The sequence below is a fragment of the Celerinatantimonas sediminis genome, assembly GCF_046054195.1.
GTDB lineage: Bacteria > Pseudomonadota > Gammaproteobacteria > Enterobacterales > Celerinatantimonadaceae > Celerinatantimonas.
In genome coordinates, this window is record NZ_JBEQCS010000001.1 from 1 (window position 1) to 24,121 (window position 24,121).

General features: G+C 45.2%; 21 protein-coding genes. 11 read left to right on the forward strand and 10 right to left on the reverse strand.

Going from position 1 to position 24,121, the window contains the following annotated elements; all coding sequences use genetic code 11:
- Nucleotides 1–575: 575 nt before the first annotated feature.
- Genes hemG through ABTQ23_RS00015 form a run of 3 tightly spaced genes read right to left on the reverse strand, consistent with a single transcriptional unit; the run spans nt 576 to nt 3,049 of the window.
- Nucleotides 576–1,094 (reverse strand): menaquinone-dependent protoporphyrinogen IX dehydrogenase, encoded by a 519-nt coding sequence (gene hemG, locus ABTQ23_RS00005; RefSeq protein ID WP_408613565.1) that lies wholly within the window; start codon nt 1,092–1,094, stop codon nt 576–578.
- A gap of 2 nt (nt 1,095–1,096) precedes the next feature.
- On the reverse strand, nt 1,097–1,723 hold the full coding sequence (locus tag ABTQ23_RS00010; RefSeq protein ID WP_408613566.1) for a YigZ family protein: 627 nt from the start codon (nt 1,721–1,723) through the stop codon (nt 1,097–1,099).
- 36 nt (nt 1,724–1,759) lie between these two features.
- A complete protein-coding gene (locus ABTQ23_RS00015; protein ID WP_408613567.1) occupies nt 1,760–3,049 on the reverse strand; it encodes a hypothetical protein in 1,290 nt (429 codons plus the stop codon).
- 198 nt (nt 3,050–3,247) lie between these two features.
- On the opposite strand from ABTQ23_RS00015, the gene ABTQ23_RS00020 reads away from it, so the two are divergent.
- The 7 genes from ABTQ23_RS00020 (at nt 3,248) to ABTQ23_RS00050 (ending at nt 10,964) form a co-directional block, all read left to right on the forward strand.
- Entirely contained in the window at nt 3,248–3,964 is a 717-nt protein-coding gene (locus ABTQ23_RS00020; protein WP_408613568.1) for a response regulator, read from the forward strand.
- Entirely contained in the window at nt 3,954–5,393 is a 1,440-nt protein-coding gene (locus ABTQ23_RS00025) for an ATP-binding protein (RefSeq protein ID WP_408613569.1), read from the forward strand. The genes ABTQ23_RS00020 and ABTQ23_RS00025 overlap by 11 nt, the downstream gene beginning before the upstream one ends.
- Before the next feature lie 22 nt (nt 5,394–5,415).
- Entirely contained in the window at nt 5,416–6,681 is a 1,266-nt protein-coding gene (locus ABTQ23_RS00030) for an ABC transporter substrate-binding protein (RefSeq protein ID WP_408613570.1), read from the forward strand.
- 110 nt (nt 6,682–6,791) lie between these two features.
- Nucleotides 6,792–7,043 carry a sulfurtransferase TusA gene (tusA, locus tag ABTQ23_RS00035; protein WP_408613571.1) on the forward strand — a complete coding sequence of 84 codons (252 nt, stop codon included), beginning with the start codon at nt 6,792–6,794 and terminating at the stop codon, nt 7,041–7,043.
- A gap of 121 nt (nt 7,044–7,164) precedes the next feature.
- Nucleotides 7,165–8,070 carry a glycine--tRNA ligase subunit alpha gene (glyQ, locus tag ABTQ23_RS00040; RefSeq protein ID WP_408613572.1) on the forward strand — a complete coding sequence of 302 codons (906 nt, stop codon included), beginning with the start codon at nt 7,165–7,167 and terminating at the stop codon, nt 8,068–8,070.
- Between the two features lie 9 nt (nt 8,071–8,079).
- Nucleotides 8,080–10,161 (forward strand): glycine--tRNA ligase subunit beta, encoded by a 2,082-nt coding sequence (glyS, locus tag ABTQ23_RS00045; RefSeq protein WP_408613573.1) that lies wholly within the window; start codon nt 8,080–8,082, stop codon nt 10,159–10,161.
- 335 nt (nt 10,162–10,496) lie between these two features.
- Complete coding sequence (locus tag ABTQ23_RS00050; protein ID WP_408613574.1) at nt 10,497–10,964, forward strand: DUF2753 family protein; 468 nt, start codon at nt 10,497–10,499, stop codon at nt 10,962–10,964.
- Here ABTQ23_RS00050 and ABTQ23_RS00055 read toward each other — a convergent pair whose 3' ends face one another.
- From ABTQ23_RS00055 to ABTQ23_RS00070, 4 genes are all read right to left on the reverse strand, one after another.
- Nucleotides 10,965–11,525, reverse strand: coding sequence for a hypothetical protein (locus ABTQ23_RS00055; protein WP_408613575.1), 561 nt, complete (start codon nt 11,523–11,525; stop codon nt 10,965–10,967).
- Nucleotides 11,526–11,610: 85 nt separating this feature from the next.
- Nucleotides 11,611–12,300 (reverse strand): DUF2786 domain-containing protein, encoded by a 690-nt coding sequence (locus ABTQ23_RS00060; RefSeq protein ID WP_408613576.1) that lies wholly within the window; start codon nt 12,298–12,300, stop codon nt 11,611–11,613.
- A gap of 238 nt (nt 12,301–12,538) precedes the next feature.
- Nucleotides 12,539–15,661: an efflux RND transporter permease subunit gene (locus ABTQ23_RS00065; RefSeq protein ID WP_408613577.1), complete on the reverse strand. Its 3,123-nt coding sequence runs from the start codon at nt 15,659–15,661 to the stop codon at nt 12,539–12,541.
- A 17-nt stretch (nt 15,662–15,678) separates the two neighbouring features.
- Nucleotides 15,679–16,869, reverse strand: coding sequence for an efflux RND transporter periplasmic adaptor subunit (locus ABTQ23_RS00070; RefSeq protein WP_408614036.1), 1,191 nt, complete (start codon nt 16,867–16,869; stop codon nt 15,679–15,681).
- A gap of 140 nt (nt 16,870–17,009) precedes the next feature.
- Here ABTQ23_RS00070 and ABTQ23_RS00075 point away from each other — a divergent pair, with 140 nt between their 5' ends.
- From ABTQ23_RS00075 to ABTQ23_RS00090, 4 genes are all read left to right on the forward strand, one after another.
- Nucleotides 17,010–17,645: a TetR family transcriptional regulator gene (locus ABTQ23_RS00075; RefSeq protein ID WP_408613578.1), complete on the forward strand. Its 636-nt coding sequence runs from the start codon at nt 17,010–17,012 to the stop codon at nt 17,643–17,645.
- An 867-nt stretch (nt 17,646–18,512) separates the two neighbouring features.
- The gene (locus ABTQ23_RS00080; RefSeq protein ID WP_408613579.1) at nt 18,513–20,411 is read left to right on the forward strand and encodes a PTS mannitol transporter subunit IICBA; all 1,899 of its coding nucleotides are present in this window, start codon (nt 18,513–18,515) and stop codon (nt 20,409–20,411) included.
- 80 nt (nt 20,412–20,491) lie between these two features.
- Complete coding sequence (locus tag ABTQ23_RS00085; protein WP_408613580.1) at nt 20,492–21,643, forward strand: mannitol-1-phosphate 5-dehydrogenase; 1,152 nt, start codon at nt 20,492–20,494, stop codon at nt 21,641–21,643.
- 24 nt (nt 21,644–21,667) lie between these two features.
- A complete protein-coding gene (locus ABTQ23_RS00090; RefSeq protein ID WP_408613581.1) occupies nt 21,668–22,210 on the forward strand; it encodes an MltR family transcriptional regulator in 543 nt (180 codons plus the stop codon).
- Between the two features lie 53 nt (nt 22,211–22,263).
- On the opposite strand, the gene cyoE is transcribed toward ABTQ23_RS00090, so the two are convergent.
- The 3 genes from cyoE to cyoC are packed head-to-tail and all read right to left on the reverse strand — an operon-like array spanning nt 22,264 to nt 24,097.
- On the reverse strand, nt 22,264–23,151 hold the full coding sequence (gene cyoE, locus ABTQ23_RS00095) for a heme o synthase (protein WP_408614037.1): 888 nt from the start codon (nt 23,149–23,151) through the stop codon (nt 22,264–22,266).
- A gap of 14 nt (nt 23,152–23,165) precedes the next feature.
- Nucleotides 23,166–23,486: a cytochrome o ubiquinol oxidase subunit IV gene (cyoD, locus tag ABTQ23_RS00100; RefSeq protein WP_408613582.1), complete on the reverse strand. Its 321-nt coding sequence runs from the start codon at nt 23,484–23,486 to the stop codon at nt 23,166–23,168.
- The gene (cyoC, locus tag ABTQ23_RS00105; protein WP_408613583.1) at nt 23,486–24,097 is read right to left on the reverse strand and encodes a cytochrome o ubiquinol oxidase subunit III; all 612 of its coding nucleotides are present in this window, start codon (nt 24,095–24,097) and stop codon (nt 23,486–23,488) included. Before cyoC ends, cyoD begins: the two co-directional genes overlap by 1 nt.
- Nucleotides 24,098–24,121 lie beyond the last annotated feature (24 nt).

Consider the following 24,121-nt stretch of genomic DNA (forward strand, 5'->3'; position numbering starts at 1 on the left):
AGTCGATGATTAAATCTTTTTGCAAATCATCTTCTGCGAGTGCCCACACAGATTGCTTGATTAATTGTTAAAGAACGTTTGCTTCTGAGCTCATTTGCCGTTGAAGCGGATGCGCATCTTACGCATCAGAGGAAAGACTGTCAACGATTATTTTCGTTTTTTGCTTTCCGTTTCGAGCCAGCCAAACCGGCTTGAAACCTTGAACCGCAACCCCGTGTGAGGTGTGCCGTGTCAGTGGTGGTGCATTATAGGGATACGGCATTTTTACGCAAGTGCTTTTTGTAAAAAATTCGATATTTTTACAAGAAAACCATGTGTTTGGTCACAAAGCCAGCAACATGGCGAAAAGTTGGCATATTTCAAAGCAGATTTGTTGAGAAAACCACCAGCTTAAAGCGATTTACAATATTACATTTGGAATTTGCGCGCATATGGCTTGGACATCTCATGATAACTGCGCCATCGGACTTAAGTTGATTTCAACAATCGGCGATATACCAGAGCTAATAAAGAGAAGGAAAATGTATCCAGAGCAGTTAAGCGCTTAAACTTCTCTTTAAGCGCTAAAAACATCATTAAAGTTTACGAAATAGCTGCGCGAAATCAGCAACCTTATTCCAGTCGGTAAATTCAATATCTCGACTCGTATCGGTGCTACCGCCAGTGATTTTCATAATCAGTTGGATAATCCGAGTTTGCCACCAGTTATATAGTGAATAGCGCAGCGCACCTGCGAACATTGCTTTGCATTGGGGTTGCCATTGATGAATCTTCACGAATTTACGCATATAGACGTTCACTTGCGGGTCGTCTTTACCAGGCTTGCGTGCGGTTAGACACACACCAAAAAATGCATTAGGCCGAGCGGCCAGCTCTTTGGCAAAATGTTCAACATATTGATGAACGGCTGGACGAAATTTACCGTAACGAATTGATGCGCCAATCAGTACTTTGGAAAAGTCACTTGGGTTAGGCCATTGCTCAGTCTGTGACAAGTCGCGAAGTTCAACTTCTTCACTTTGCTCTTTGGCAATACTCTGGGCAATTTTACGCGCTTGGCCATCACAACTTGAATAGCCGATTAGAATCGTCATTGTTATCCTTTATCTTGCAACTGCACATTAAATTCGATTTGACCACGACAGGCATTGGTTAGCGCTTGCATAAATTGCTCAGCGCTTTGTGCTGGCAATTCAACGCGAACGCAGACCCCTTCATTATACTCAATTGACTGCTGACTGGCGTTAAAGCGGGTAAATAACTGATTGACCTCACCTAAAGCGTCAAACCCAAATTGCATGGATAAGATGGTTTTTGCAATATAAGGCGTCTTCTGCACGATTGCTAAAGCCTGCGCAACACTACTGCCATAGGCACGTACCAATCCGCCGGTTCCCAGTTTTATGCCGCCAAAATAGCGCACTACCACAGCGAGCACATATCCTAAACCAGAGCCTTGTAACTGCGCGAGAATTGGTTTGCCAGCGGTGCCATTTGGTTCTCCATCATCGCTAAAACCTAGAACCTGGGTATCATCAGGGGCACCAGCAATAAACGCCCAACAGTGATGGCGAGCATCGGGATATCGTTGACGCAGCTGTTCTATTTGTAAAAAAGCCTGTTCTCGGTCAGCCACTGGCAACAGATGGGTAATAAAACGGCTTTTCTTGATGATTTGTGACGATTCCACCTCGCTAACAGGCACATTAAACAAACTACTCATGACACGCTTCTATGTTGGTAAGTCAAAAAGAGCGACTTATGCGGTGATCCGCTCTATGCCATCATCGGTCACAATTCCCGTATCGGTCATAGTAATGCCGCCATAATGCTGCAACATATCGATTTGTGGCCAATTGATCAAATCCACCCATGAGGATTTTTTCAAAAGCTCGAGGCGATTGGGATTCACAAAAATACCCGCATTAAAGGCAATCACCTGCCTTGAGCCTAGGATACGGACATCTTTATCGCTTGGCTGAGCCAAAATGTCACTGCCGGTGGGGTCACGCAGCTGAGCTCCTGGCTCATTAATGCTCAAGCCAACAAATTCACAAACAGGTTGGGGAGATACAATATCCAACAAACCACTATTAAGGCACTGCTGAATATTGCCTTGTATGAGCTCTTGCTCGACCAACCATTTGGCTAAATGATGCCGATAGCGCCGACTGATATCACTAAGCGGGCGCCCTTGGCGTAACTCATCCGTAAGATCGAGTAACAATTGTTCTAATGAGCCAACCAGTTGCTGGTAGTAATCGCGGCGAAACCCAAAGCAACGACCGATTTTAACCCGATATCCACGAAACTCAGCAGTACCATTAAACCATAACGAATAGCTATCCTTTTCTGGCAATGGTTGCGCGCTCATTCGCATCGGCGAAAGCTGGCCGATTTGTTCATTAAACGCTACCTGAACAGGGTCGTTTAAATAAGCGCAGCCAATTGCTTTTAGGTATCCTAAATAGATATCTAAGCCACTGGCGCCTTGATAGAACCGATCATGCACTTGTTGCAGTCCACGCTGCGCAATAACACCCGCTTGACGCAGGCAGAAAAGTTCATAATCGGTTTTAGTCGCACGATGATACTGAAAATAGTGAATCGCCAACTCCGGATTAATCAGCTCAAACCCCAATGCTTTGGCAATATCCGGATGCGGCCCGAGATAAATGCTGTGGGCTAAAGGCTGTGGCAAATAACGCTCAATCTCATGGGCAGAGCGCAGCAAGGTCACTTCAAAAAGTGGCCACCAGCTACTGTGCTGCCACGCTGGGTCAAAATGTTCTTGAAGTAAAAACAACTGGGCCGGCGCATCCTGTGAGGTGATGATCCAGGCATGTTCGCTTTCACCAATCGCCAGCCATTGACGAAACAGAGCGCTTGGAACAAACGGCAAGGATTGTTCGGCAAAAATCTGATGCAGTGCATGACCGGCATGAATCACCAATAATTGCTCTTGCATCGCCTGCAAAAGCGCCCGGCTACGCTGGCATAGCTGTTCAATATGGCTTCGATATAAAACCACATCATTGGATTCGTCCATCGTTGCTCTCCGCTGGTAACCCGTGCTTGGCTCAATCACCTTTAATAACTATAGATAAGTTCATCGCAATTACGATGAATTGGACAAACAAACTGAATAATTGACGACAGTTCAAGATTTAACGTTCGCAAACTCAACAAATCAACCGAGCATGGTACAATTGCCAAGACCGAACGGACCAGGCAGTGATGAAGGACTATGACCCGAAAAAAGCAGATTTTAGTTGTCGATGATGATCAAGAGATCCTCAATCTTCTGGAGCAGTACCTGAGCAAATCAGGTTTTGTCGTTATTACAGCAGCCGAAGGCGAACAGATGCTGAAGTTGTTGGCAGGTCAAGAACCAGATCTGATTATTTTAGATATTATGCTGCCAGGCGATGATGGCTTTACGCTGTGCCGTAAAATCCGCCAAGATTCAACCGTTCCAATTATCATGCTGACTGCCAACTCGGATGAGATGGATAAAGTCGTGGGATTAGAACTTGGCGCTGACGATTATATTGCCAAGCCTTTTAGCCCACGTGAATTATTAGCCCGAATTAAGGCGCTGCTAAGACGCTCTGAGGTCACCCATCAAGCGCAGCAACCGGCTCGCTTTATTCGCTTTAATCAGTGGCGCTTAGATACCCAGACACAAAGCCTAATCGATAGTAACGGCAAACCTCTGGAACTTTCTGGTGGCGATTACCGGCTGTTGCAGCTGTTTTTGCAGCATCCCAATGAAATTCTCAATCGCGATATGATAAGCGATGCCACTCGAGGACGTGAAATATTACCGTTAGAGCGCGGCATTGATGTGCAAATCAGTCGATTGCGACAACGCTTGGGTGATAACAGCAAAAGCAAACGCATCATTAAGACCATTCGAGGCAGTGGCTACACATTAGTTGCACAAGTCAGCTATGAACATTAAACAGTGGCGCAAAGCTCTCACTCCAACCTCACTATTATCGCGAATGCTGATTCTATTGTTGTTGGGCATCGCGCTGGCACAAGGAATTAGCAACCTGTTCTGGTCTTATCGATTTGAACAGACCGAAAATGAAGGGCTTAAAGCAACCTCAAAAAACCTTGCGATGAACTTATCCTCCACCGTTCGTTTTTTTGAGTCGCTGCCTTTGCGTTATCGTCATATCGTTCTTAACCAGCTACGCAACATGGGTGGCACTCGATTCTTTGTCTCACTGAACCGCGAAAAAATTAATATCGAATCCATCGAGCCAAGCTCGCGCAAACAGATGGTCATCACTGAAGTGAATGAGATTTTGCATCAGCAACTAGGCCACATCGATAAAATCGTGACCAATTTCTCTGCGGCTAATACTCTAAAAGTTCTCAACAACCATACCTTGATGACCGATTTGCCCCGCTCTTGGGCGCATTACACACTGACGATGGAGCCTCTTAATCCACCCATTTTGGTTACGCAGATTGAGCTTAAACCACATGAGTGGATTTATCTGGCAGCGCTATTGCCAGCGCCTTACATGATGCTAGATGAACCCAGTATTCCATCGCGGCAGTTACTTAATTTAGTGCTCACCACCTTATTTTTATGCATCTTCACCTTTGTCTTAGTGCGCCGCCAGACTCGCCCGTTAAATCGGTTGGCAAGCGCGGCATCACAGTTAGCGCTTAATCTCTATCAGCCGCCACTTAAAGAAGAAGGCAGCATTGAGCTGGTGCGAGCAACCCGAGCATTTAACACCATGCAGGAAAAACTCAAACGCTATATTGATGACCGTGAGCAACTGTTTCGCTCTATTTCACACGATTTAAAAACGCCAATTACTCGACTGCGACTGCGAACCGAATTGCTTGATGATGAAAAACTCATCGCGACATTTAATCGCGACTTGGACGAGCTGGAAATCATGGCCAAAGGGGCACTGCAAACGGTGAAAGAAACCGATATTCATGAAAATTTGCAGGACATCGATATTCAGGCACTGTTGAAAATTATCTGTGAAAGCTACGGCGATAGCATTGCAATTGAGGGCAAGCCGATACAACGCTACCGCGGCAAACCGTTGGCGATTAAACGCTGCATTGGCAATATCGTTGATAATGCCATTAAATACGGCCAATACCTGACTATTGTCATTGACGATAGCGAGCCATTATTACGGTTAAATTTCATCGATCAAGGGCCAGGGATCCCGACCACTTTGCACAAAGATATCTTTTCGCCTTATGTACGGCTTGATAAAACCACCAGCGGCAACGGCCTTGGTTTAGGCATCGCTCGCAATATCGCGCATGCCCATGGCGGTGAAATCACCTTAGAAAACTTACCAACGCGGGGCCTCAAAGTCATCCTAGAGCTTCCACATATTCGTTAATAGTTAATAGAGGAAAACCACCGTGATTGCCCAGTTAAGAGGGTTTATTGTTGTGCTGGTGCTCAGCACCGTTTGGCCCATCAGTGCCATTAGCGCTCCTTCGCAAGATGTTGAAGTATTGCATTGGTGGACCTCTGGCAGCGAAGCTAAAGCAGTTCAAGTCATTAAGCAGATGATGGAAAACCAAGGCGTACATTGGCAAGATTTCGCTGTGCCGGGCGGTGCTGGCGAAAGCGCTATGACGGTACTTAAATCGCGGGCGATATCAGGCAACCCTCCGGCAGCTGCGCAAATTAAAGGCCCAGCGCTGCAAGAGTGGGCTTCGCTTGGTTTTTTGACCAACCTAGATGGCGTTGCCAAAGCGCAGCTCTGGGATCAACGCATTCCAGCGCTGATTAATAAAGACATGAAATACCATGGCCATTATGTTGCTGTTCCGGTGAATATTCATCGAATTAACTGGCTGTGGATCAACAGTGCCATCTTTGCCAAAGCTCACGCTGAAATTCCCAAAACGTGGGAGCAATTTTTTACGGTCGCCGAAAAAATCAAACAAGCGGGCTACCCGGTGCTCGCACAAGGCAATCAAGATTGGCAGACCACCACGGTATTTGAGAGCATTGCGCTATCTCAGCTCGGCGCTAAAGGCTACCGACAAGCATTTATTGAACACCTTCCCCAAGTGCTAACCAGCCCAGCGATGGTGCACTCTTTTGCACTTCTACAAAAAATGCGCCCTTACATTGTTCATCCAGAAAACCATCAGAGCTGGAACCGGGCAACCGCGGAAGTCATTCATAATCAGGCGGCAATGCAAATTATCGGCGACTGGGCCAATGGTGAGTTTTTACTGGCGCACGAAAAAATGGGCAAAGATATTCGCTGCGTTCCCGTGCCCGGCACGGCCCATCAATTTATCTACTCGGTGGATAGTTTTGCGATGTTTCAGTTAAGCGAGCCAAATGATATCAAGGCCCAGCAACGATTAGCCCACACAATTATGAGCCCTGAGTTGCAAGCGCGCTTTAACAAAATAAAAGGGTCAATCCCAGTTCGCAGCGATATAAAGCTGACCGGATTTGATGCCTGCTCGCTGAAGAGTGAACGAGCTTTTAAACGCAGCCTTAAAACCCATAGTGCCGTGCCAAGTGTGGCTCATGGCATGGCCACCACCAGCTATGTGCAAGGTGCTATCTTAGATGTTGTCACCAATTTTTTTAACACCCCAGATGCATCGCCCAAAGAGGCAAGTGAAAAATTAATGCGCGCAATTCTGGCTGCTAGTTAAAAGAGCGAGCAATTTCTAGTAGAATAATCACGCACCGACGGTCAATTCATTGTCAATGAACGCCAAATCGGTACAATGCCTTTTTCGCTGTAACAAATTTGATAACGAACATGACCACATCAACAGATGATGCCACACAATTACTCGACGCCCGCGGTCTACGGTGCCCAGAGCCAGTGATGATGGTGCGTAAGACAATTCGGTCGCTGAGCAATGGCCAGCAACTGAAGGTTATCGCTGATGACCCGTCGACCACACGTGACATTCCTAGTTTTTGTCGGTTTATGGACCATACGCTGCTGGCCAGTCAGACAGAACATCAGCCCTACGAATATTTGATCCAAAAAGGGCTCATTGATTAAAGCCGCTGTTGGCTAAAAAATTACGGTTTTCCGTAGTCTGTGTATCGACCCTTGCCATCAGCTGTGTATACTTGGCTAGTTTCAAAGCAGCTTGAACTTCTAACTCGCGCGATTAATCGACATGCAAAAATATGATATCAAAACATTTCAGGGATTGATTCTGGCGCTCCAGGATTACTGGGCTCGCCAAGGCTGTGTTATTGTTCAGCCCTTAGATATGGAAGTCGGAGCAGGGACCTTCCATCCTCAAACATTTTTACGCTCAATTGGCCCTGAACCAATGAGCAGTGCGTACATTCAGCCCTGCCGTCGTCCAACTGATGGACGCTATGGTGAAAACCCGAACCGGTTACAACATTACTACCAGTTCCAAGTCGCATTAAAACCATCTCCGGATAATATCCAAGAACTATATCTTGGCTCACTGGTGGAATTGGGAATTAATCCTGAAGTCCACGATATTCGATTTGTTGAAGACAACTGGGAATCACCTACATTAGGTGCCTGGGGACTGGGTTGGGAAATCTGGCTCAACGGCATGGAAGTGACTCAGTTTACCTATTTCCAGCAAGTTGGTGGTTTAGAATGCTCGCCAGTCACCGGTGAAATTACCTATGGCCTTGAACGTCTGGCGATGTACATCCAAGAAGTTGACAGCATTTATGACTTGGTTTGGACCGATGGTCCAATGGGTAAAGTGACTTATGGTGATGTGTTCCATCAAAACGAAGTCGAACAATCAACTTACAACTTTGAACACGCGGATGTAGATGCATTATTCCGCCAATTTGATCAGTGCGAAAAAGACAGTCAACGCCTTATTGAAGCCGACCTGCCACTGCCAGCTTATGAACAAGTGATGAAAGCATCGCACGCATTTAACCTGCTTGATGCCCGCCATGCGATTTCAGTCACCGAACGCCAGCGGTATATTTTGCGGATCCGCACTCTGGCCAAAGCCGTTGCGCAAAGCTATTACGCTAAACGCGAAGAGCTAGGCTTTCCGCTGTGTAAAGAACAAGCTTAAGAGGCAGTTATGAGTACCAATAATTTATTAGTTGAAATCGGCACAGAAGAACTGCCTCCCAAAGCGCTGCGGCAGTTAGCACAGGCATTTGCCGACAATGTTGAAAAAGCTCTTAGCGAAGCCGATTTAGCATTCGGCCAGATCAAATGGTATGGCGCGCCTCGCCGCTTAGCGATTTTAGTCAGCGAATTGGCTGAACAAGCGCCTGATAAAATCGTTGAGAAACGCGGTCCGGCTATCAAATCAGCATTCGATGGCGAAGGTAATCCAACCAAGGCTGCCATGGGCTGGGCACGTTCAAATGGCATTGAAGTTGCTGATGCCGAACGGCTCAAAACCGACAAAGGTGAGTGGCTATTGTATCGCGCGCAAGTCAAAGGCGAACATATCAATCAGTTGATTCCAAATGTGATCAACGAGGCGCTTGCCAAACTGCCTATTCCAAAACCGATGCGTTGGGGTGCTCGCAGCACTCAGTTTATTCGCCCAGTTCACACAGTCACCATGCTCTACGGTGAAAAACTGATCCAAGGCGAAGTATTAGGGATTGAATCAGCTCGCACCATTCGCGGCCACCGGTTTATGGGTGAAGCAGAGTTTCAGCTTACCAACGCCGATGAATATGTGCAGATGCTCGATTTGCGCGGTAAAGTAATCGTTGATTACGAGCGCCGTAAAGCAATTATTCGCGAGCAGATTGAAGCAGAAGCCGCTCGTGAAAATGGCACAGCTGATATCGATGAAGGCCTGCTTGAAGAGGTCACATCACTGGTTGAATGGCCAGTTGCAATGGTCGGAAGCTTTGAGGAAAAATATCTTGAAGTGCCAGCTGAAGCACTGATTTACACCATGAAAGATAACCAGAAATATTTCCCTATTCTGGACCAAGACGGCAAGCTGCTGCCACGGTTTATCTTCATCGCCAACATCGTCAGTAAAGACCCTATTCAAGTGGTTCGTGGTAACGAAAAAGTGGTTCGCCCTCGTCTGGCGGATGCTGAATTTTTCTATAACACAGACCGTAAAATCAAACTTGAAGACCGCTTAGAGTCATTGGGCAATGTTGTCTTCCAGCAAAAACTGGGAACACTGCTTGATAAATCTCGCCGTATCGCATCACTGGCTGAAATTATTGCAAAACAGATTGATGCCAATGCCGAATATGCCAAACGCGCTGCACTGTTGTGTAAAACTGACCTGATGAGTGAAATGGTCATGGAATTTACCGACATCCAAGGCACCATGGGCATGTATTACGCGCGCCATGATGGCGAACCTGCCGCTGTTGCCGAAGCCATTGGTGAGCATTATCAACCTCGTTTTTCTGGGGACAAACTGCCACAAAGTAAAGAAGGTGCAGCCGTTGCGATTGCCGATAAAATCGATACGCTCGCTGGTATTTTCGCTATTAAAATGCCACCGAAAGGGGACAAAGACCCATTTGCCCTGCGCCGTGCGGCATTAGGTGTCATTCGCATCATCACCGAACAAGACTATGCACTTGATTTACTCCAGCTGTTTAAGGCTTCACTGAGCACCCAACCGGTTGAGCTTAGCGAGCAAGAACACGCGGAAGTAGTCGAACAGTTGATGGAATTTATTTATGCTCGTCTACGAGCCTTCTATCAAGAACAAGGTGTTGATATCAGTGTTATCCAAGCAGTTCTGGCACGCCATCCAAGCGCACCAACGGATATTGCCAATCGCTTAAATGCGGTCAGCCATTTCCGCTCACTGGAACCTGCTGAAGCACTGGCAAGTGCCAACAAACGAGTCGCAAACATTTTAGCTAAAAATGAAGCGCAGATAGCACCAGCGCTTGATGAAAGCTTGTTTGTCGACAATGAAGAGCGTCAACTGGCTAAACGCATTGATGAGCTCAGCCAGCAAGTAGCACCGCTGTTTGATAATGGCCAATACACACAAGCATTGACCGAACTGGCAAGTCTTAGAGAACCAGTCGATGAATTTTTTGTGAAAGTAATGGTGATGGCAGACGATCCTAAATTGGCTGCCAACCGCTTAGCTCTGTTGGCAAAACTTCGGGAATTGTTCTTGAAAGTCGCTGATATCTCGCTTATTCAGAACTAATTTTCAAAAAAATTAAGCTACTCAATAGTAAATAGTAAAAGGATGCCTCGGCATCCTTTTTTATTTTTGTCGGTAAGGTCACGATTAATACTTTTGGCTCAAGCGGGACAGGATTTTATGCTATAATTATGATCCCTTTAGTGGGCTTATCTAGGTTTATTGCTATTGCTAGCACATTAAATTTCACGATCATTATCTTAAGGAATCAACAACTAACGCACGAAGCTGCAACAGTCATCCCACAGGTAATTGATTATTGAAACAATAGGAGAAAATTTAAACCTTAAAACTGAGAAATACACCGAAACTATCTGTCGATTAAGGAGTTGAATACGATGAGTTACTCTGTTTGGCATCATCGAACGCAAGCTGGTGAACAATCTTTGCAACAAGATCAACCAGGCATTGCGTTAGTTCACTATTTGGCAGCTCTGGAGCAGGCTCGTTACTGGATGGAAGGGATTAGCGACCAGACTCCAGATGCCAAGCGAGCTGAAATATTAAAGATCTATCTTCGCTCATGTTTAAATCTGGTTCGATTCTGGTATATCCAGTCATCGGAAGAGGAACAGCTGCGTTATCTTCATCAAGCACTTCATTATACTCGCTATTTTGAGACGCTTAACCTCAAAGCGCAGGCAACACTTATTGATGTATTGCAAACGCTTCAAAAATCTCTCAAGCAGTTTATCAGTGAACAAACTGAGCAGCCTATTGAGCCACTTAAGCGTTCATTAAACCAGCTGGAAGAAGATATTAAACGCACGCAGACGGATGACCTAAGAGCCGATATAGACTCATAGCTAATGCCACACGACTGCCTTGGCGGGTTCATCAACCGCATAGACATCGTTCATCCATAACAAACAGTCATCAGCAAAACGCTGATATGCTGTTTCACCTTGAAAACGCCGGGCCTGATTAAGAATGACTCCCCAGCGAAATTCTTCAGATTCATTTTCAGGTAGGCCCTGATAGCGCTTTGCTAGCAATTCGACCCCGCTGACCACCATTTGCATTGACGGTGTAACCATCGGCGCTCGTTCGCTGATATGCAGCTGAGTACAACGCTCTAGCAGCTCGACCTGCAATCGGCTTTGCGATAATGGATCTAAGTCACTCACCGTCAGTACCTCTGCAAGCAACCGCCGCTGCCAAACACGCAAAAAGGCGGCATAATCTTGCCCCGTCAAATCAAAAAACAGCATCACATAGCCGCTTTGGCGCTCCATTAACAACAAACATTCCTGCTGGTTAATGGTGAATTGATGACCGGACCAGAACCACTGAAACGGGTCACTAAAGTCCACACCACGATGTTTCAGGGCTGGATGAACTGCCGTCGATAGCTGTAATTGGATCATGCGTCAAAACTCTGTCAGTGCAACGATAAACAGAATTTTGCAAAAGCGATGCCAAAGCATCCGCGAACAGTTGAAATAAAAAAGATTAGGATTGAGAAAGTTGGCGAGGAGACTGTTTACCACTGACAGGGCGATTGACGCTAACACGCTTGCCTTTTTTCAGGCCCGACTCAAAATCTGGCGTCAGTTGCGCCATCGATTTTTTAAGCTGTTCTTTAAATGTTTCCCGGTCGAGATTAGCAAACTGCTGGTCAAGATAATCGTCTAAAGAGTCGGAGTGATCGCCCGCTAAATTAGGCAGTTTTTCCAGCGCGCCTTCGAGCCAACCGGCGGTAAATGACGCAACACGACGATTTTGCTCATGCTGAGACAAACCATTGCCACTTAAACTGGTACGAAACGAACCAATCTGCTGGTGCATCTCCCGATACAGGATATCAAAGGCAAATGCGGCAAACACAGCCTTATCCGCATCGCCGACGAACTCTAAACGCTTAAGACCTTTATGGTCGACCAATACCGCTTCCACACCAAAACGAGCGTTAATCCCACGAATAATCCGCAGAATATTTTGCCCTGGCTGAGTTGGTAATAATTGCTTAGCGCGGGTGATCCCCATTCGGATAAAATCGATGTCCGCCTGCTCCAAGCCATGCTTATGCATCAGACGCTCCGCCATACGAATAGCTTGCGCAGCCTCATGCACGTTAGCAGACTGTCCTAACTCCAGACATTTTGCAATTTTCTGCAATGCTTTTTGCCGCAAATCTGACATGACACCTCCAGGGGCTTAAATAAGCCGCTATTGTCTAAAAAAATAATCTATACCGCCAGCACAGATTGCTGTTTTATCTAAAAACACACAGTGCATGAAACGATTATTCGACTATGTTTTGACCATTTTAATATAACTGTAAAGCCCCTTAAACCCTATTAAGCTAAACAGAAGCTTGCACAATTAAAAGAGGCCAGTATCAAACTGGCCTCTTTGGGATTAAAAAATGATGTGTGAACTAAAGGTCGTTTTCTTCATCCTTACGATATTTCGTAAAGTAACGAATCACCACCACAAAGAACAATGGCACGAAGAAGATAGCCAAGACCGTAGCACTAATCATCCCCCCAATCACACCAGTACCGATATCGTGACGGCTAGCCGCCCCAGCACCAGAGCTAATAGCAAGTGGCAGTACCCCAAGAATGAAGGCCAAAGATGTCATCAAAATTGGCCGCAGACGCATACGACAAGCTTCCAGCACCGACTCAAGTAAGCCGTTACCTTTGTCGTAAAGTTCTTTTGCAAACTCAACAATCAAGATGGCGTTTTTCGCCGACAGACCAATGGTTGTCAACAAACCAACCTGGAAGTACACATCGTTATCTAAACCACGCATTGTTGCTGCAACAATTGCACCAAAGACCCCAAGTGGAACCACCAGCATGACCGAGAATGGGATACTCCAACTTTCATATAATGCGGCCAGACACAAGAACACTACCAACAGAGAAATTGCATACAACGCTGGAGCTTGTGAACCAGATTGGCGTTCCTGATATGACAGCCCCGTCCAAGACAGACCAATTCCTTTCGGTAATTTTTTAGCCATCTCGGTAATTTGGTTCATCGCTTCACCAGAGCTAAACCCTGGTGCAGGTTCACCGACAATTTCAACCGCACTCACCCCGTTATAGCGCTGCAAAGCAGGCGAACCATAGCCCCATTTACCTTTTGCAAAGGTTGAGAACGAAACCATCTCACCATCTTTGTTACGCACATACCAATGAGCTAAGTCCCCAGGGTTCATACGATATTTAGCTTCGCCTTGCACATAGACTTTTTTCACCCGGTCACCGCGAATAAAGTCGTCTGTATAATCAGATGCCCATGCACTTGAAAGCGTATTATTGATGTCCGTGATCGAAACCCCATGAGCCATCGCTTTTTCATAGTTGATTTCTAAATCGAACTCTGGCGCATCGCTTAAGCCATTTGGACGAACTCGAATCAGATGAGGGTTTTTCGCAGCCATTCCTAACAACTGGTTACGCGCATTCATCAATGCGGCGTGACCGAGGTTGCCTTGGTCTTGAAGGTAGAAGTCAAACCCGGTTGCCGTACCCAGTGATGGCATCGCTGGGACGTTAAAGACAAATGCTCGCGCCTCTTTAACCGTGGATAAATAGCGCATCGCGCGGCCAAGAATCGCATTGATATTGCCTCGCGCATTTTCACGTAAGCCCCAATCTTTAAGCTTAATAAATGCCATCCCAACGTTCTGTCCACGACCGGCAAAACTAAACCCAGTGACATCCATCACCGAAGTGACCGTATCTTTCTCTTTGGTCAAAAAGTAATTGGTCAGGTCTTTTAAGACTTTATCTGTACGCTGTTTAGAGGCACTTGGCGGCAATTGCACCATTGCCATCAATACACCTTGGTCCTCTTCTGGCAAGAATGAGGTTGGCAGTCGCATAAACAAAAATACTAAACCAGCAACGATAACCACATAAACCAAAAGATAACGGAAACGCTGATGAACAACTCGGCGAACCCCATTTTTATAACGCTCTGCTGAGGCATCAAACATGCGGTTAAACCAACCGAAGAAACCTTTTTTAGGTTCATGCTTACCATCAGGTTTTTTCAAAATAGTGGCACACAATGCCGGCGTTAGAATCAGTGCAACCAACACCGACAAGGCCATCGCCGATACAATGGTAATCGAGAACTGGCGATAAATAGCCCCGGTTGACCCACCAAAGAATGCCATTGGAATAAATACCGCTGACAACACAAGTGCAATCCCAACCAAGGCACTGGTGATCTGCCCCATCGATTTTTTGGTCGCCTCATAAGGGGTCAACCCCTCATCGGTCATGATCCTCTCGACGTTTTCGACCACCACAATCGCATCATCCACCAACAACCCGATGGCCAGTACCAGCCCGAACATCGTCAATGTGTTAATTGAGAAACCAACCGCGTTCATCACGCCAAAAGTCCCCAACAGCACCACTGGCACAGCAATCGTTGGGATCAATGTCGCCCGGATATTTTGTAAGAACAACAGCATCACAAAGAATACCAACACAATCGCCTCAATCAGCGTGTGTACCACTTCTTCAATAGAAATCTGAATAAATGGTGTGGTATCAAATGGATAAACAACTTTCATCCCAGATGGGAAGAACTGCGAAAGCTCTTTGATTTTTGCTTTCACATCTTTGGAAGTCTGCAGGGCATTCGCACCTGTTGCCAGTTTAATCGCAATGCCGGTAGCAGGTTTATTGTTATAGTAAGAACTGAACTGGTAGTCTTCACTACCCAAAGCAACCCGTGCTACGTCTTTTAAGTAAACTCTTGAACCATCTTGGTTTACACGCAGCAAAATATTTTCGAACTGTTCAACCGTATTTAATCGCCCACGGCCTTCAATGGTCACAGAGTACTGCTGACCTTTCACCGCAGGAGTCCCACCCAAACTACCTAAAGAAACCTGAGCGTTCTGAGCAGTAATAGCCGATTCAACATCAGATGGCGTCAGCGCAAATCGATGCAATTTCACCGGATCAAGCCAAATACGCATCGCATATGGGCTACCAAATACCTGGATCTGACCAACCCCGTTAATACGACTAATGGTATCTTTTACATGCGAATCGACGTAATCGGCCAAATCGTTTTTATTCATGCTGCCATCAGGTGAAATAAACCCGGCAATCATCAAGAAACTACTCGTCGTTTTTTGAACATCAATCCCGTTTTGCTGAACGATGCTCGGCAATTTTGATTTAACCTGATCCAGCTTGTTCGTCACCTGCACCTGAGCGATATCCGCATCAGTACCCGGTTTAAACGTCACCGTAATGGTCACATGCCCTGATGAGTCACTTGTCGAGGACATGTACATAAAGTTATCAAGACCGGTCATGTTCTCTTCGATAACTTGTGTCACCGCATTTTGCACAGTCTGAGCTGAAGCACCTGCATAGTTTGCACTAATCTCTACCGCAGGCGGGGCGATTTGAGGATATTGCGCAATTGGAAGGTTAAAAATAGATAATGCCCCGGCGAGCATAATCACCAAGGCGATGACCCATGCAAAGATGGGTCGGTCGATAAAAAACTTAGCCATGAATCCGCTGCTCCGTCTTACTGATTCTGAGTTTGATCTGAGCTATCTTGGTAGTTGGCTGTCACATCATTCGGTTGGACTTTACTGCCCTGACGAATATTTTGCAGTCCCGCAACAACAACTTTATCGCCCACTTTCAGTCCTGATTTCACTAACCAGTCGTTACCAATGGCACGTTCAGTGTCGATTTTTTGGGGTTGGATCTGATTGTCTGCATTGACCAACATCACTTCTGCTTCACCACGAGGATTGTGGCTCACTGCTTTTTGAGGTACCAGAATCGCGTTATTGCGAGTCCCTTCTTTAAGAATGGCTCGAATAAACATGCCAGGTAACAGCAAGTTCTGGGGGTTACGAGCAATAATTCGCTGATTAACCATCCCCGTGGTCTGGTCAACCGTCACATCAGAGAACTGCAAACGACCAGGGAACTGGTAGGTTGAATTATCATCTAAGATAAAATGTACGTTAGCACTATTATCATTATTGATATCCAGCGAACCATTGGCAATTTCGCGTTTTTGACGCAGCAGCGCTTCAGTCGATTGACGAACATCGACATAAACCGGATCCAGCTGCTGAATCGTTGCCATCACGCCAGACTGGTTGGCAGTCACCAATGCACCTTCACTGACATCAGAAGCCCCGATACGACCAGAAATTGGCGCCGTAATTTTAGTCCGTTGAAGATTAATTTTAGCTTCTTCTAAACTTGCCTGAGCGGCTTCAATTGCAGCTTGCTGCTGTTTCCAAGTGGCCTCTGCATCGTCATAATCCTGCTGACTAATCGCATTGGTTTTAATCAACTTGGCGTAACGTTTTGCTTTAAGCTGGGCGCTGTGTTCATTGGCTTTTGCTTCGGCTAAATTAGCCTGCGCATTGTCAACATCGGCCTGATAGGTAGCCGGATCAATCTGATACAGCATTTCCCCTGCTTTAACGTTACTGCCTTCTTTAAAATAACGTTTAAGGATAATTCCACTCACCTGTGGACGAACTTCAGCCACACGGAATGCTTTCACCCGCCCAGATAATTCAGTCGTTAGTTGAATAGGTTTAGCCGAGATGGTCACGGTATCCACAGCGATAGCCTGCGCGGCCCCTTGCTGGGCGCTGGCCTGCTCGGATTTATTATCTCCGCATCCTGTCAAAAGTAGGCTAGCGGCTAGCGCCAAGCCTATAGAACGAACAATTATATTTTTGTGCAACATGAATATCTGAGCCCCTGTCATTGCCGACCACAAATCTATGACCAATTATATTGGCGTATGAGTCAATGTTGTAGTAATTTACATACATTCACGAATGTATGTAAATCATTTTTTCAATTTTTTTAAAGAGAACCCCTATGGCGAGAAGAACAAAAGAAGATGCCCAAAAAACTCGTCAAGTTATTCTTGATACCGCATTAAAACTATTTTGTGAGCATGGCATAACCGAAACAAGCCTCACGGATATAGCGACGCTGGCAGGTGTTACACGAGGCGCGATTTACTGGCATTTCAAAAACAAGAATGAACTTTTTATTAATCTGTGGGATGAATACTGTGAGCCCTTAAGCAATCTGCTCGATGCTAGTATCAGCGCCGATGAGCCCGACCCTATAAATAAGTTAAGTTCTCTGTTTATAACTTTGTTTGAAAACATGGCTAATAATCAGGCACAGCGCCAACTGTTTGTCATATTATTTAGCTTAGACAATGCCAGCAAAGATATTGCAGAAATCCGCCACCATACGCAGTTAAAATATGAACAATTTTTAACCGACCTAGAACACTCCGTTAAAAATGCAATCACCCAAGGCCAGCTCGCCAAAACACTCGATCCGAATCTTTCTGCCAACTTAATCGCAGCAACTGTAAACGGCTGTATTTTGCGAATTATCCAAGCCCAACCGACGGTTCAAACGCAAAAAGTAGAACACTGCAAAGATATTATTACGGCACTCTTTACGATGCTCGCCCAGGCAAACCCCGCTCACTAAGTTAAATTATAATGATGACCGCTGCTGTCAAAATGCGGTCATCCACCATACTACGCGCTTTGCACGCACATTTCATACCAAAATAATGACAATTTTTGATGTTTCAGAAGGGCCTAAAGACGCAAAAATAACGCAACTTTTACCACTTAGTTTTCGTTTTTGTTTCGTTATAGCGCAAGACACTACCCCGCATCTAAACAGCGCAGCCATATAAATGGCAGGTTTAAATAGACTCAACTATGATTAGATTGTTTTTTAATCAATTTATTAACTTTATATAAGCTTTAAATAATCAGGCAGTGAAGCGCAAAATAATGAGGCTTAGAGGGGCGAAAAATATTGCAGATAGCTTAAATGGCACACTTCTTATTATTTAACCACAGACCAATGATCTGTTTGATTATAATTAATTTCGCCAATTGAAATAAATTTTTAACAAATAAATCATTTATTCCATGCTTTCTCCTAAGATAATAATAGCTGTGCCTCAACTCAAATTTATTAACAATTGAGTCAATATTATTAATTGTGATTTACATCACATAAAAATTTTACAAAAAAATAAAAAATACTAAAATTTTGATAAGTATCACATTTTAAATTTATTTGTTAATTTCAAATGTGGTACTTTAGTCACAAAAAATCATATTGACTTTCTAAAATAATCGAATTTCATAAAGAAAAAAGAGGCATATATTGTGATACGCGTCACTATATATATTAACTTTAACGAATAAAAAAAGAGATAAATCACAACATTCTGATAACGACTCACAACCCATCTCAACTCATGCTAACTTAGCGATAGCTAAATGTAGACACATTTAAAAATGAAACAACAACAATAGTCTTTAGACGGAGTTCTATATGTTATCACCAGGAGCGAAAGTCAAAATTCAAAGCTTCGGCCGATTTTTGTCGAATATGGTTATGCCCAATATTGGGGCTTTTATTGCGTGGGGCTTTATTACCGCCCTGTTTATCAAAACAGGCTGGATCCCTAACGAGTATCTTTCCAAACTGGTAGGCCCGATGGTGACATATATGTTGCCTCTGTTACTGGGTTATACCGGTGGTAAATTAATTGGTGGTGAACGAGGCGCCGTCGTTGGGGCTATTGCCACCATGGGGGTTGTTATTGGGACCAACGTGCCAATGTTCTTAGGCGCGATGATCGCAGGCCCATTAGGCGGCTGGGCGATTAAAAGTTTTGACCGCTTAGTTGAAGGCAAAATTAAAGCTGGCTTCGAAATGCTGGTCAATAACTTCTCGGCCGGTATTATCGGGATGATCTTAGCTATTTTAGGCTATATGGTCGTCGGCCCAGTTGTTGAGCATCTTTCAGCATTATTGGCCGCAGGGGTCGACATCTTAGTCAAACACGACCTGTTGCCGCTGACATCAATCTTTGTTGAACCAGCTAAAATTCTATTTTTGAACAATGCAATCGGTAACGGCATTTTAGTACCACTGGGGATTCAGCAGTCTCACTCACTGGGTCAATCAGCCTTCTTCTTAATTGAAGCAAACCCAGGTCCTGGTTTCGGTATGTTGCTGGCATATGCATTATTTGGTCGCGGAACTGCAAAACAGTCTGCACCAGGTGCGTGTATCATTCACTTCCTCGGTGGTATTCACGAAATTTACTTCCCATATGTGTTGATGAATCCACGCCTGATTATTGCCATGATCTTAGGTGGGATGACTGGTGTATTCACTCTGGTTGCCTTCCACGCTGGTTTGGTTGCACCTGCATCACCAGGCTCTATCATCGCCGTATTATTGATGACACCACAGAGCTCATTTGTTGGGGTAATCTTATCGGTTGTGCTTTCTTGCGTTGTTTCATTTGCGGTTTCAGCACTATTGTTAAAAACTCAGCGCCAAAGCGAAGATCAAGACTTATCGTCTGCAACTGATAAAATCAAAGCGATGAAAGCTGAGTCTAAAGGCCAAAGCACAGCGCCAACGGGTGGTGCCGTCGATTATGCTAACGTGCACAAAATCATCGTTGCTTGTGATGCCGGAATGGGCTCAAGTGCAATGGGTGCCGGATTATTGCGCAAAAAAATGAAAAGTGCCGGGCTTGATATCAGTGTCACGAACACCGCCATTAACGATCTACCAAGCGATGTCGACATTGTCATTACCCATAAAGATTTAACCAACCGTGCTCATAAAACTGCGCCACAAGCTGAGCATCTGTCACTGACGAACTTCTTAGATGGCACGCTATACGATGAGCTGATTGAAAAACTCAAACAGGCGCATAGAGGTGAAGCAGCCGTTGAAACACCAGCAACTGTCGAAGAGAGCTCTGACAGTCAGGATGCACCATTTAAGCTGACTCTCAATGATGTCAAATTAGGTCTTAGCGCAAATACCAAAGAAGAAGCTATCCGTTTCGCAGGTGAGCAGTTAGCCGCTGGTGGCTACATCAAACCTGATTACATCGAAGCGATGTTAGAACGTGAATCGATGGTATCTACTTATTTGGGCGAATCCATTGCGGTTCCACACGGAACAGTCGAAGCGAAACCTCAAGTGCTCAAAACCGGGATTGTCTTCTGCCAATATCCGCAAGGCATTCAATGGGGTGAAGATGAGGATGACGTCGCTCGCTTAGTCATCGCCATCGCGGCACAAAATGATGAACATCTTCAGGTGATTTCAGCAGTGACCAATGCATTGGATGAGGATGGTGTCATTGACCAACTTGCAACAACAAGTGACCCGCAGGAAATATTGAATATCCTCAACGCTTAAAATGCGACTAAATATTTGGGGGGATGAGTCGTTCATCCCCCTTTAGCATTGCAATATAGCAACCCCTTTAGAGAGGAAAAATGATGAAAGCTTTACATTTTGGAGCTGGTAATATCGGCCGCGGCTTTATCGGTAAATTACTAAGCGAATCAGATATCGAAGTAATTTTTGCCGATGTGAATCAGCCACTCCTCGATACAATTAACCAACGTGGGGAATATCCAGTTAAAGTAGTTGGCACTGCCAGCACAACCGATATTGTCACTAAAGTTTCAGCGATTAACTCAACCAGCGACGAACTCATTGATGTGATTGGTCAAGTTGACCTTATCACCACAGCTGTGGGTCCAACTGTTCTTGATATCATCGCTAAATCATTAGCACAGGGTCTGGCTAAACGTGTTGCCAGCAACACTGGACCAATTAATGTCATCGCCTGCGAAAACATGGTCAAAGGGACCAGCCATCTTAAAGAAGAAGTCTTTAAATATCTCTCAGATGACATCAAACCGACCATTGAAAAACTCGTCGGATTTGTTGATTCAGCCGTTGACCGTATCGTTCCGCCTGCAGAATCAGACGACCCACTGGAAGTAACCGTTGAAGAGTTTTCAGAATGGATTGTTGATAAAACCCAATTCAAAGGGCCAATTCCTGATATCAAAGGAATGGACCTGACTGATAACTTAATCGCCTTTGTTGAACGTAAATTATTCACTCTAAATACAGGCCACGCCGCTACCGCTTATTTAGGTGCGCTAAACGGTTATCAAACTATTCTTGATGCTATCCACGATGATGCAATTAAAGCGCACGTCAAACAGACCATGCTCGAAAGCGGTGAAGTACTGATTTTACGTTATGGCTTTGATCGTAGTGCCCATCAGGCATATATTGAGAAAATTCTGAAGCGGTTTGCTAACCCGCACCTGAACGATAATGTAAACCGGGTCGGACGTCAGCCACTTCGTAAATTAAGTGCATCAGACCGGTTGATTAAACCGCTGTTGGGAACCATTGAATACAAAGTTGGCAACGATCACCTCATTGGCGTGATTGCGGCTGCATTGCTATTTAGCAATGATGAAGACCCACAAGCAGTGGAACTTCAACAGAGTATTAGCGCGCAAGGTGTTGAAGCCACTTTGGTCAAATACACCGGCCTTGATGCTAATAGTGATGAAGCAAAACGCATCATCAAAGCGTACGAAGAACTTAAAGCAAAACACTAATTAAAGCACTGGATGTAAAAGTATATGGGCGAGTGGATTGATGATTCAGAGATTTTGGAGAAGTTAAATCAAACTCGCTCAGTTAGAGGTTTTTTACTTAAAGCGCTGGAATTTATTGAACAAAGCATCGCCGACTTGGTTGAGCGAGTCTTTCAAAAAGACGACTATGCGGTTAAATATGCCGTCAAACCACTTTTGAAAAGCTCCGGGCCATTAGGCGATGTAAATGTTCGCCTTAAGCTTATCTTCGGCTTAGGGATTATCTCCAAAGAAGTATATCTAGACATTGAATTAATGGCCTCCTTACGTGAGCGCTTAAACAATGATCCCCAAGAGTATCGATTTAGCGATGAAGAACTTTTAAGTGAGTTAAAAAAACTTCACGCATTGAGCGATGTTTCTCGAGCACAACTGGCCAATATCATTCCGCTTAAAGAGATAGACCCATCTAATCGGGCTATTTATCAAGCGCAGCAGGAAAAGGTCGTCCATTCGGCTTGGATCTTAAGCGTCATCACGCTCTACCAATCGCTGCATCCAAGCAATAGCCTGTTACAAGCCCATTAAAAAAGCCCTTACCATCGCTGATAAAGGCCTTTGAAACAGTTAATAGTGCGCGATTAAATTGAGACAGCTGCAGCGGCTGGACCAATGTGTGAATCAACCGCCATCGCAACGCTTAACGCCGTGATAATCAAAATTGAAGCGAAGAATACTTGCCGCGCCCACGCCACATCATCATTATCTTTTCGATAACCTTTAATGGCCATGTGCAACCACCATACGCTGGTTGCCACCGCAACCGCTAAATAACCAAAACCAACATAGCCGGAAAATGTCAGCATCACCGCTGCAAACGCAAAGGCAATAATGTAACCAACAATATGGCTTTTAGCATGGTGGACGCCGTGTACAACGGGCAGCACTGGAATATTAGCAGCCTTATAATCGTTGTAACGGAAAATAGCAATGGCATACGAATGCGGCATTTGCCAAAGGCTAAACATCACCAACAGAATCAGCGCACCAGTATCAAACTGCCCCGCGACAGCACAGTAACCCACAACTGGGGGAACCGCACCAGAGAGGCTACCGATAAGCGTTCCGTAGACTGAATTGCGCTTCATATAGAGGCTGTAGACCCCGACATAGATCACAAAGCCAAATGCAGCAAACGCCACCGCCACCCAATTGGTCCAAACCGCTAAGGTCACAAATCCGGCAACACCTAATACACAGGCGTGCGAAAGAGTCTGAGCAACCGAAATTACACCAGTGACCGTTACTCGGTTTTTAGTTCGCTCCATGCGGCAATCGATGTCACGGTCAATATAGTTATTGAACGCACAACCGGATGCCACAATCAGTGATAAACCAATCACAGTGGCAGCAAACAAGGCCAAGTCAAACTGACCCTGCGCAGCCAAAAAGTAACCACCAATAGTCGCCACCAGATTACCGAAGATAATCCCGGGCTTAACTACTAGTAAATATCGCTTTAATTTCAACACACTAAAACCTGCTAAAACATCATCAGGTTATTGGCACTAAAGATAATCCACAAGGACAGGCCAACCACCAGCCCGATAATCAGCGCGCTGAATAAAAACGAAATTGTATTCAAACGGCCAGTTTCGGTCGTGAAATTAAGATGCAAAAAGTACTTCAAATGCACCACTATCTGAACCACAGCAAAAGCAAAGATGGTGTATAAGGTTGCCACCTTAGACATACTGAGATTCATCACTAGATAAAACGGAATCACCGTTAAAATCACTGCCAGCACAAAACCGACTAAATATGATTTGACGCTACCGTGATCTAAATTATGTTCGTGATCCATTACAAGGCCCCCATCAGATAAACCACAGTAAAGACACAGATCCAAACGATATCAAGGAAGTGCCAGAACAAGCTTAAACAGCTTAAGCGGGTCATCGAACGACCAGTCAGTCCACAACGTCCAACTTCGATCATTGTGGCAATCATCCACAACAGACCAACAGTTACGTGCAAACCATGCATTCCAACCAGCGCAAAGAAACCAGATAAGAACGCACTGCGTGACGGACCAAAGCCTTCGGCGATCAGATGGTGAAACTCATATAACTCCATGCCAATGAACACAGCACCGAGAATAAAGGTTATAACCAGCCAAAATTGCACACCTGCAGGTTTTTTGGCATGGGCACTGACCATCGCAAAGCCGTAAGTAATACTACTGAGCAACAGCGCAAAAGTTTCGACTAAAACGAATTTTAGCTCGAAAACATCTTTGCCCGATGGGCCGCCATCCACATTCGGATAGAGAACCGCGTAGGTTGCAAAGACTGTCGCGAACAACAGACAGTCTGTCATTAGATAGAGCCAGAAACCTAACTGGACGGTCCGGCCACTATCATGATGTTCCTCATGGGCTTCATGCCCATGAGTATTTATTGATTGTGATGTCATCGTTTATCTCACCTATCTCACAAC

Excerpts from the sequence above, each read along its gene's own strand:
- hemG (WP_408613565.1), bottom strand. The coding sequence starts at position 1,094 with ATGACGATTCTAATCGGCTATTCAAGTTGTGATGGCCAAGCGCGTAAA.
- ABTQ23_RS00010 (WP_408613566.1), bottom strand. The coding sequence starts at position 1,723 with ATGAGTAGTTTGTTTAATGTGCCTGTTAGCGAGGTGGAATCGTCACAA.
- ABTQ23_RS00015 (WP_408613567.1), bottom strand. The coding sequence starts at position 3,049 with ATGGACGAATCCAATGATGTGGTTTTATATCGAAGCCATATTGAACAG.
- ABTQ23_RS00020 (WP_408613568.1), top strand. The coding sequence starts at position 3,248 with ATGACCCGAAAAAAGCAGATTTTAGTTGTCGATGATGATCAAGAGATC.
- ABTQ23_RS00025 (WP_408613569.1), top strand. The coding sequence starts at position 3,954 with ATGAACATTAAACAGTGGCGCAAAGCTCTCACTCCAACCTCACTATTA.
- tusA (WP_408613571.1), top strand. The coding sequence starts at position 6,792 with ATGACCACATCAACAGATGATGCCACACAATTACTCGACGCCCGCGGT.
- glyQ (WP_408613572.1), top strand. The coding sequence starts at position 7,165 with ATGCAAAAATATGATATCAAAACATTTCAGGGATTGATTCTGGCGCTC.
- glyS (WP_408613573.1), top strand. The coding sequence starts at position 8,080 with ATGAGTACCAATAATTTATTAGTTGAAATCGGCACAGAAGAACTGCCT.
- ABTQ23_RS00050 (WP_408613574.1), top strand. The coding sequence starts at position 10,497 with ATGAGTTACTCTGTTTGGCATCATCGAACGCAAGCTGGTGAACAATCT.
- ABTQ23_RS00055 (WP_408613575.1), bottom strand. The coding sequence starts at position 11,525 with ATGATCCAATTACAGCTATCGACGGCAGTTCATCCAGCCCTGAAACAT.
- ABTQ23_RS00060 (WP_408613576.1), bottom strand. The coding sequence starts at position 12,300 with ATGTCAGATTTGCGGCAAAAAGCATTGCAGAAAATTGCAAAATGTCTG.
- ABTQ23_RS00065 (WP_408613577.1), bottom strand. The coding sequence starts at position 15,661 with ATGGCTAAGTTTTTTATCGACCGACCCATCTTTGCATGGGTCATCGCC.
- ABTQ23_RS00075 (WP_408613578.1), top strand. The coding sequence starts at position 17,010 with ATGGCGAGAAGAACAAAAGAAGATGCCCAAAAAACTCGTCAAGTTATT.
- ABTQ23_RS00080 (WP_408613579.1), top strand. The coding sequence starts at position 18,513 with ATGTTATCACCAGGAGCGAAAGTCAAAATTCAAAGCTTCGGCCGATTT.
- ABTQ23_RS00085 (WP_408613580.1), top strand. The coding sequence starts at position 20,492 with ATGATGAAAGCTTTACATTTTGGAGCTGGTAATATCGGCCGCGGCTTT.
- ABTQ23_RS00090 (WP_408613581.1), top strand. The coding sequence starts at position 21,668 with ATGGGCGAGTGGATTGATGATTCAGAGATTTTGGAGAAGTTAAATCAA.
- cyoD (WP_408613582.1), bottom strand. The coding sequence starts at position 23,486 with ATGGATCACGAACATAATTTAGATCACGGTAGCGTCAAATCATATTTA.
- cyoC (WP_408613583.1), bottom strand. The coding sequence starts at position 24,097 with ATGACATCACAATCAATAAATACTCATGGGCATGAAGCCCATGAGGAA.